The sequence below is a fragment of the Pseudodesulfovibrio profundus genome (genome assembly GCF_900217235.1).
GTDB classification, from domain to species: Bacteria; Desulfobacterota; Desulfovibrionia; order Desulfovibrionales; family Desulfovibrionaceae; genus Pseudodesulfovibrio; species Pseudodesulfovibrio profundus.
This window is the reverse complement of record NZ_LT907975.1, coordinates 4,161,294-4,168,905: the sequence shown is the minus strand read 5'-3', so window position 1 is coordinate 4,168,905 and position 7,612 is coordinate 4,161,294. Positions and strand designations below refer to the sequence as shown.

Below are 7,612 nucleotides of genomic sequence, written 5' to 3'. Positions count from 1 at the left end.
TTACAAGGGTTAGCGCCTCATGAAGAAGTCTAGAATCACATGTTTTCAACATGGTGTTAGATACTTTTCCACATGCTATTATCCAGATTACTACTAAAAACGTAGTTTTTTGCGATCATGCTTCCATGTGTTCATTAATTTATTGTCAAGCAAACCTGACTCAAAAACTACGATTTATTCATATTTGATCTTAAAGTACCAATATAAAAGGATTTATCTTGTTAACAGTGATTATCACCTTTTTTCTTTGATTATCTTACTATCCAACAGATCGTCCGAAACCCTTATCCCCCAAAGGTTCCGGGCTTTCCTACTCATTTGAACAACGATAACCCACTGAATAGGTTACAAAAAAAACGCTTGACATAATTATGGCAAGCGTTTCAAGGCATCCTGAGGCAAGGAAAGACTCCCGACCTGTGAGAAAATTATGTGCAGATTTTTTCCTTGGTCGGATACTTGCCACATGCGAATTTCGGCGATTCCGGGCAATAACCGAGCTGTTCGCACCGGGCGCCTGCATTGGCGAAAATGGCTGGAAGCTTCTCTTTGCAGATTGAAAGCATCGAATCGGCCATTGCCCGAACCTCCCACTGTGCCCTGTTGCAGCAACGCAAATGGAAAAAGTGGTGGAGCGAACGACAATTCATGGTCATGACCAACTTGGTCTCTGCGGCTTGGGGCAACACGAAACGCGCATCCTCATTGGCTTTGGACTTTCGACCATGGGCCACAAGAATATCCTGCAAATCCCCGTAAGCAGACTGAACCTCTTCCATAAATCGCTCGAAGCGCTCACGCGCCTCCGGTATCTTCGCAATGGCAGGAGGCATGATATATTCCATATCCGTTTCTGCAACATAGCGCTGGCTCTGCTGGGAATACGAAGCAATCCGATGCCGAACTATCTGATGTGAGCAAGCCCGCGAGATCCCTTCTATGGCGAAAGTCAGCGAAACATGCTCGATCGGGCTATCGTGACCCGATTCCATTACCTTGCTGACAAAATCAGCCTGAACATCCCTGGATATCTCGCCTGACATCAATTTGGGCAGCATGTCGGCAACAAATCCGGCATGATAACATTGACGGAAAGCGGCATATATAAGGGAAAGAGCATCGGGGGTCATGGCCATGAACTCGACCCTGAGTTTCTTTTCCGGCATCAAACAAGCTCCATACGCTAAAGGTGATCAAGATGCGCTCTTCTAGCGCAATCGGCACGGGGTGTCACCAACTCCATGCCCCTTAACTAAATTCCACTAGAAAGCAATTTTTTCCAAGGCATCATCCAGCATGTCTTCCGGTTGACCAGAGGCCTGCAGTATAAAGTGCAAGGTGGAATAAAATACCGGCTCCATCAACGCCAGCCGAGCTGAGAGTTGGCGCCACAGTTCATCCTGATCTTCCACACCATCCCTGTCGGCCACTCGTTCAGCAAGCCTGTTGGAGTCAACCATCAAGTAAAAGACCTTGCCTGCACCATGCACAGTGGACCGAACTTCTTCCTGCTCCAGCACTTCATCGCGCAATACAATGATCTTCCCTTCAGCCCCCATTTCGGCGACAGCCTCTCGGGAATCTGACGGCACGACCACAGGCAATCCCGTGCGCTCGGCCAGGAGGTGAGCCAGTGCCAGCTTTCCGCTTCCGGTCAAGCCAACAAGAATCACATTACCTGTTTGCTGCCAGGCATCGGCAAAATCTTCGCGCCGATCACCTTTACCGAATTGCTTACTGACATTAGGATCATCAACATCATACTGTTCATTAATCAAATATTTCGTCATACTGAATTCCTTGTGGCAAGAGCTATTATGTATTGCAAACAACTCAAGTACGGCAACCAGCTTTAAAAAACAACATTCTATGCCAAAGGAATTGATCCATTTCACCATTGCGGAAAAAACCGCACAACGGCTCGAAGGCTCTCGATTCGCTCGACCTGTTTCCAATCAAAAAGAGGGACTGCTGCTTGGTTCCGTCTTCCACGATGCCCTCTTTTATGCCGTTCTTCCGGGATGTCGTCCTTTGGAGAGGCTTGCCCACAAACTGCATGGCGCACGGGGGCAGGACACGTTCAACCTTATTCGATTCCAGGCTGATCACATCCTATCCAGTGCCAACAAGGATCTCGCATGCGCCATCCTCGTTGGGCTGGTTTCGCATCTTTATGCCGATTCCGTCATGCACCCATTTGTCTGGCACTACACAGGCGATTACTACGCCGACAATGATAAAAGGAAGTCGCTGGCCAGGCAAAGGCACAGGGCACTTGAGTCGCTCATGGACATGGTTGCCTGCCCTGAAAAAGTTAGGAACAAAAAATATTACTTACGCACACTTATTCAACAGACGCCTGATATAATTACCAACGGTCTGCCGATCAAAAGACTTGCTCAGGAGACACATACGTCCCCTGAAGAGGTGACAAAAGGTCTCGAAAAGAGTTGGCAGCTTTACCAAACACTTCAACGACTGTTCCCCATCCCCTACCTTGCAAGGCTCTTGTTTTCATTGCGGAAAGTGACTCCTGACTTTTTCACAGAGTTGACCATGCTGTTCTACTGCCCCCAGCTACTCAAGCAGGGAGACAAGCTTCAGGAATCCATTACTTTTCGACACCCGGTCACGCGCAAAGAAAAGATGACAACCCTGTCGGGACTTATTGATCAGGCGGCAATAAGGGCGGCTGAACTCTGTTTAGAGATTGAAGATGATGTATTCTCTGGACGAGCTATCAACCTTTCCCAGACAGGCCCATCCATGGATTCCGGCCTGAAAAGAGTCTCAACGGCAGAAATGACCACGTTCTCTAAAACACCGTATCCTGACATCAGCTGATGAAACCGTTCATTACTATATACTATGTCGACTTGCTCTCAAGGGACAAAATACAGTAGTTCACACAACATGACGCGCGAAACCTATACAGCAGAATACCTTGAAGAGAGCTCCGCCCCCGATGTTCGCATACGTATCGACAGTAAAACGTGGCATATGTGGGGACGCAAAAGCCTTGAACGCGAAAGTTCTCTGGTGAAGAGTATTCATGGTGACAGCCTGCCCGTGCTTATCGGTTCTGGGATTGGTGAAGCCTTGTCGATACTGGTTGATCAAGGCAGACCAGTGGCTGTGGTTGACCAGGAAACAGCAATCCATACTGCAACTGGACTTCACAAGAAATACTCCGCCAACCCATATGTATTCTGGATCAAAGAGGAATCCGCTGAAAACGCCATGCACGCACTGAGGCAGTGGCAAAAAGATCACGGCTCAGCCCCACTTCAACCTATCGCCATTCCTCTATATCTTCGTTTAAACAGGGAGTATTATGGCGCCCTGGTCAACACCATTGAATCTTCTTCGACCAACAACTTCTGGGAGGCTGCTCGCTATCCCAAATTCCAAGAAGCCAAACCTCGGGTGCTCTTCATTGATTCCGACTACTTCCTTTGTGACGAGATCACTGCCGCTTTCAAAAGACTGGAGCTCCCCTTCCAGCTACTCACACTTGGGAACACCGATGTAGGAACACAATCTTTCATTGAGTCGCTTCTGCGCGCTGTCGTCGATTTCAAGCCTGACTATGTATTTACTGTGAATCATTTCGGATTGGACCGTGAAGGAAAACTTGCTGAGTTATTGCAGGAGCTACAACTTCCACTCGCTTCATGGTTCGTTGATAACCCCCACTTGATCCTGCATGAATACGCTCATCCAGCAACGCAAAATACGGTAATTTTTACGTATGACGCAGGTAACGAAGAAATGCTTCGGCGCAAGGGGTTTGACAATGTGCATTACATGCCCCTGGCAACAGACCCGCATCGTTTCGCTCCACAGCAATCCAAAACAGCACCTGCCGACTGGGTTTGTGACGTTTCGTTTGTCGGTAACTCCATGCTCTCTGCTGTCAGCAACTCGTTAAAGGACGCTGTGCTGCCTCCGCAACTTCAGATGCAATACGAGAAAGTGGCGGCGGATTTTGGCAAATCGGGCGAACTGAATGTGGCATCATTTCTGGCATCTGGTTACCCGGAATGGGATACGGCTTTCAAGGAGATGGAGACAACAGACAAACGACTGGCCCTGGAATCCCTTCTGACCTGGGAAGCCACCCGCCAATACAGGCTCAACTGCGTCAGCCAATTACTCGAATTCTGTCCACTGATTGTTGGTGACAACGGTTGGAAATCACAACTTCCTCAAACCCCGCGTTGGCGTCACCTCAGTGCAATCGACTACTACAAAGAACTCCCTGCTTTTTATCAGCAGTCTTCAATCAACTTCAATTGCACCAGCCAGCAAATGAAAGGCGCGGTCAATCAGCGAGTATTCGACGTACCCGCGACCGGCTCCTTTTTGATAACGGATCACCGTGAGCAAATAGAAAATTTATTTGATATCGGAACGGAAGTCGTGGTGTACCGAAATCCAGAAGAAATTCCAGGCCTCATAAAAAAATATCTGTCAAACCCCACCGCACGCGCCGTAATCACCAGTGCAGCCCGACGCAGAATACTTGCCGAACACACTTATGAAGTTCGGTTGTCATCGATAATTGATATTATGCGCAAAACTTTTGCCTAAACCAAAAGTTCCAGCACACACCCCATTTTTCATCGTTTCCAACTCAAAATGCGCATGGCATTTTTTGTTGCTCCGCCTTATTTAGCACCCAACATATCCTCCTAGATTTTCGTACAAAAAAAAACGTTCACTGAACCTAAAGTTTTTCGCCAACCCGACGATGAGTAAGGCACAAGTGAGAGATTTTTTCCGGTAAACCTACAATCGGAACATTCAATCTCAGGCATGGAAGCCGAAACAATTTCAAGGAGGAAATTATGGCTCTGGTTATTAACAACAACTTAATGGCAATGAATGCATCCCGTAACCTCGGTAGCGCATTCGGTGATCTGGAAACCTCGACCCGTCGTCTGTCTTCGGGGCTTCGCATCACCCAGTCTTCTGATGACGCAGCTGGTCTTGCAATTCGCGAGCTCATGCGTGCTGACATCAGCTCCCTGAACCAGGGTATTCGTAACGCTAACGATGCTATCTCCCTCATCCAGACGGCAGATGGCGCCCTCGGCATTATCGATGAAAAGCTGATTCGTATGAAGGAACTGGCAATGCAGGCATCCACGGGTACCTACAACTCTGACCAGCGTCTGATCATCGACTCCGAGTATCAGGCCATGGCTTCGGAAATTACCCGTATCGCCAACTCCACCGACTTCAACGGCATTTACCTGCTTAACGGTAACCTCTCCGCCTCCAGTCACAGCGGTGCAGGTCTCCAGTCCACTGGTAAGCTGAAGGTTCACTTTGGTGCAGGTAACGATTCTTCCGAGGATTACTACTACATCCAGATCAATGAATCCACTGCTTCCGCTCTGGGCGTCGGCCTCGCAAGCGGCTCCGGTGCAGGTGCATCCATTTCCACCCAGCAGTTGGCACAGCAGTCCCTGGATGCGCTCACTGATGCGATCGTTTCCAAGGATAAGATTCGTGCTAACCTTGGTGCATTGCAGAACAGACTCGAGAACACCGTAACTGTTCTGGAAATCCAGGCTGAAAACATTCAGGCTGCGGAATCCCGTATTTCTGATGTCGACGTCGCAACCGAGATGACCGAGTTCGTCCGAAACCAGATCAAGACCCAGGCTGCAGTTTCCATGCTGTCGCAGGCTAACTCCCTGCCTCGTATGGCTCTGTCCCTTATCGGTTAATCTTGATCACGTAGCATCTGCTGCACTCTTTTGGCCGAGCTCCATCCATGGAGCTCGGCCCTTTGATTTCAGAAGGATATGACACCAGCATCTGGCATTAGGTTTGCATAATTCTTGGCGACCCACTTTAAAGGGAAAAAACTTCCACGCAGGGATAAAGCCATGGCTGACGGAACATACACATCAGGAGCTATCAATTTTACCGGTTTAGGTAATGGCACAGACTTCAATCAGATTATCGATGGACTCGTCGATATTGAGATGAATCGTGTTCGCCGACTGGAGAATTGGCGAGCTTCATGGGAGCTGAAGAACGAACAGTTTCAAGCTCTCAATACCCAGATGCTTTCTCTCAAGACGACACTTGAGGGATTCAATACTGTCAGTGAATTTTTATCAAAGGCCGTTTCCACAACGGACTCATCCATTCTGACGGCCACAGCCGACAGCAGTGCGCAGGAGGCATCCCATACCATCGAAGTCGGGCAACTCGCGACGAATGATGTGCTCATCACGAGTACCGGAGCAAGTTCTCTCGATGCTGCTGTGTTCACAGCCAACTCTTCGTTTACCTTTTCCTATGGTGGCGAAAGCCATACCATAAGCAATATTTCTGCAGGCACCACGCTGCAAGGGTTCGTTAATATCATTAACAACCACGCTGACTCACGAACCCACATTCGGGCCTCGACCATCTATGATGGTTCTTCCTACCATCTTCAGTTGAATGGAATGGATTTAGGTGCAGACAATCAGCTCGTCATATCCAACACCGGCAGCCTTATTTTCAATGCCTCGGATTTCAACGAGACCCAAAACGCCGTCAATTCGCAAATACGCGTAAACGGATTCCCCTCGGCCGCCGGAGGTTGGATCGAACGATCGTCAAACAGCATCAACGATGTCGTTAACGGCATAACGCTCAATTTACAGAATGCGGCCCCGGGCTCAACCGTCAAGCTCAACATTGCGACAGAACCAGAGGGCGTTAAGGAAAACGTCATGACCTTCATTGAGCAGGTCAATGTAATCCGTGCCCAGATACAAGCGATAACTTCTGTAAACGAAGAAGGAGAGGGCTCCATCCTCACTGGTAACTACGGTGTGGACATGGTCTCCCAGAAGCTTAAGAACATTACCGCTGAAATGGGGCTGGGTTTTGTGAACTGGGACGCCGAAAACCTCACGGGCGACAAGTATACTGCCCTTTCGCAACTCGGAATCCTGACCGACGCGGAAGAAGGTTCGCCAACCTACGGCCTGCTGAAGATCGACCATGAAGTATTTGATAAGGTACTTGAAGAAGCCCCTGACGCTGTTGCAGAGCTTTTTTCCGCCGACAGCAAGGCAGAAAGCAACTCCCCGGACTTCACATTCAGCTCTCTCATCAAGGGAACCACGAAGCCGGGTGTGTATGACGTCGAAATAGTCAGCGATGGAACCAGCATCACCAGCGCAACAATCAATGGTGAACCGGCACTGATTTCGGGCTGGGAAATAACTGGCAAGTCAGGAACTTCGACTGGTATGTCAATACGCCTCGACAACACAAATGCCGGGACATATTCAGGCTCGGTTTCGGTCAAGCAAGGCAAGACCGGTCAGATGATCGACGAACTGTCGGAGCTGACCAAGCCATACAACAAGTACACATATGAAGGCGGTCCCTTGGCTGTCCTTCAGGATAATTACAACGATATTATGGACAGTATCGATCAAAAGATCGAATACGAAAATACTCGTATTGGAAAGATGGAACGCAACCTCAAGCTCAAGTTCGCTCGACTTGATGCGCTCCTCGGTCAATATGAGCTCAGACAGGGTCAGTTAGAAAACTCACTGAGCCAACTTGCGTAGTAACGACAGGAGGATGA

The 7,612-nt window shown here is 48.8% G+C and carries 6 protein-coding genes; 4 read left to right on the top strand and 2 right to left on the bottom strand.

What is annotated here, in order from left to right; all coding sequences use genetic code 11:
- Positions 1-428 precede the first annotated feature (428 nt).
- Both thyX and DPRO_RS19605 read right to left on the bottom strand, forming a co-directional pair.
- Positions 429-1,166, bottom strand: a complete 738-nt coding sequence (gene thyX / locus DPRO_RS19610) for an FAD-dependent thymidylate synthase (protein WP_097013606.1) — start codon at positions 1,164-1,166, stop codon at positions 429-431.
- 96 nt (positions 1,167-1,262) lie between these two features.
- Positions 1,263-1,790, bottom strand: coding sequence for a nucleoside/nucleotide kinase family protein (locus tag DPRO_RS19605; protein ID WP_097013605.1), 528 nt, complete (start codon positions 1,788-1,790; stop codon positions 1,263-1,265).
- Between the two features lie 79 nt (positions 1,791-1,869).
- Here DPRO_RS19605 and DPRO_RS19600 point away from each other — a divergent pair, with 79 nt between their 5' ends.
- The 4 genes from DPRO_RS19600 to fliD all read left to right on the top strand — a co-directional run bounded on the left by DPRO_RS19600 (position 1,870) and on the right by fliD (position 7,595).
- Complete coding sequence (locus tag DPRO_RS19600) at positions 1,870-2,844, top strand: zinc dependent phospholipase C family protein (RefSeq protein WP_097013604.1); 975 nt, start codon at positions 1,870-1,872, stop codon at positions 2,842-2,844.
- Between the two features lie 69 nt (positions 2,845-2,913).
- Positions 2,914-4,593: a CgeB family protein gene (locus tag DPRO_RS19595; RefSeq protein ID WP_097013603.1), complete on the top strand. Its 1,680-nt coding sequence runs from the start codon at positions 2,914-2,916 to the stop codon at positions 4,591-4,593.
- Between the two features lie 257 nt (positions 4,594-4,850).
- Positions 4,851-5,738 (top strand): flagellin N-terminal helical domain-containing protein, encoded by an 888-nt coding sequence (locus DPRO_RS19590; protein WP_097013602.1) that lies wholly within the window; start codon positions 4,851-4,853, stop codon positions 5,736-5,738.
- Between the two features lie 162 nt (positions 5,739-5,900).
- Entirely contained in the window at positions 5,901-7,595 is a 1,695-nt protein-coding gene (gene fliD, locus DPRO_RS19585) for a flagellar filament capping protein FliD (RefSeq protein WP_097013601.1), read from the top strand.
- Positions 7,596-7,612 lie beyond the last annotated feature (17 nt).

Excerpts from the sequence above, each read along its gene's own strand:
- DPRO_RS19605 (WP_097013605.1), bottom strand. The coding sequence starts at position 1,790 with ATGACGAAATATTTGATTAATGAACAGTATGATGTTGATGATCCTAAT.
- DPRO_RS19590 (WP_097013602.1), top strand. The coding sequence starts at position 4,851 with ATGGCTCTGGTTATTAACAACAACTTAATGGCAATGAATGCATCCCGT.
- DPRO_RS19595 (WP_097013603.1), top strand. The coding sequence starts at position 2,914 with ATGACGCGCGAAACCTATACAGCAGAATACCTTGAAGAGAGCTCCGCC.
- DPRO_RS19600 (WP_097013604.1), top strand. The coding sequence starts at position 1,870 with ATGCCAAAGGAATTGATCCATTTCACCATTGCGGAAAAAACCGCACAA.
- fliD (WP_097013601.1), top strand. The coding sequence starts at position 5,901 with ATGGCTGACGGAACATACACATCAGGAGCTATCAATTTTACCGGTTTA.
- thyX (WP_097013606.1), bottom strand. The coding sequence starts at position 1,166 with ATGCCGGAAAAGAAACTCAGGGTCGAGTTCATGGCCATGACCCCCGAT.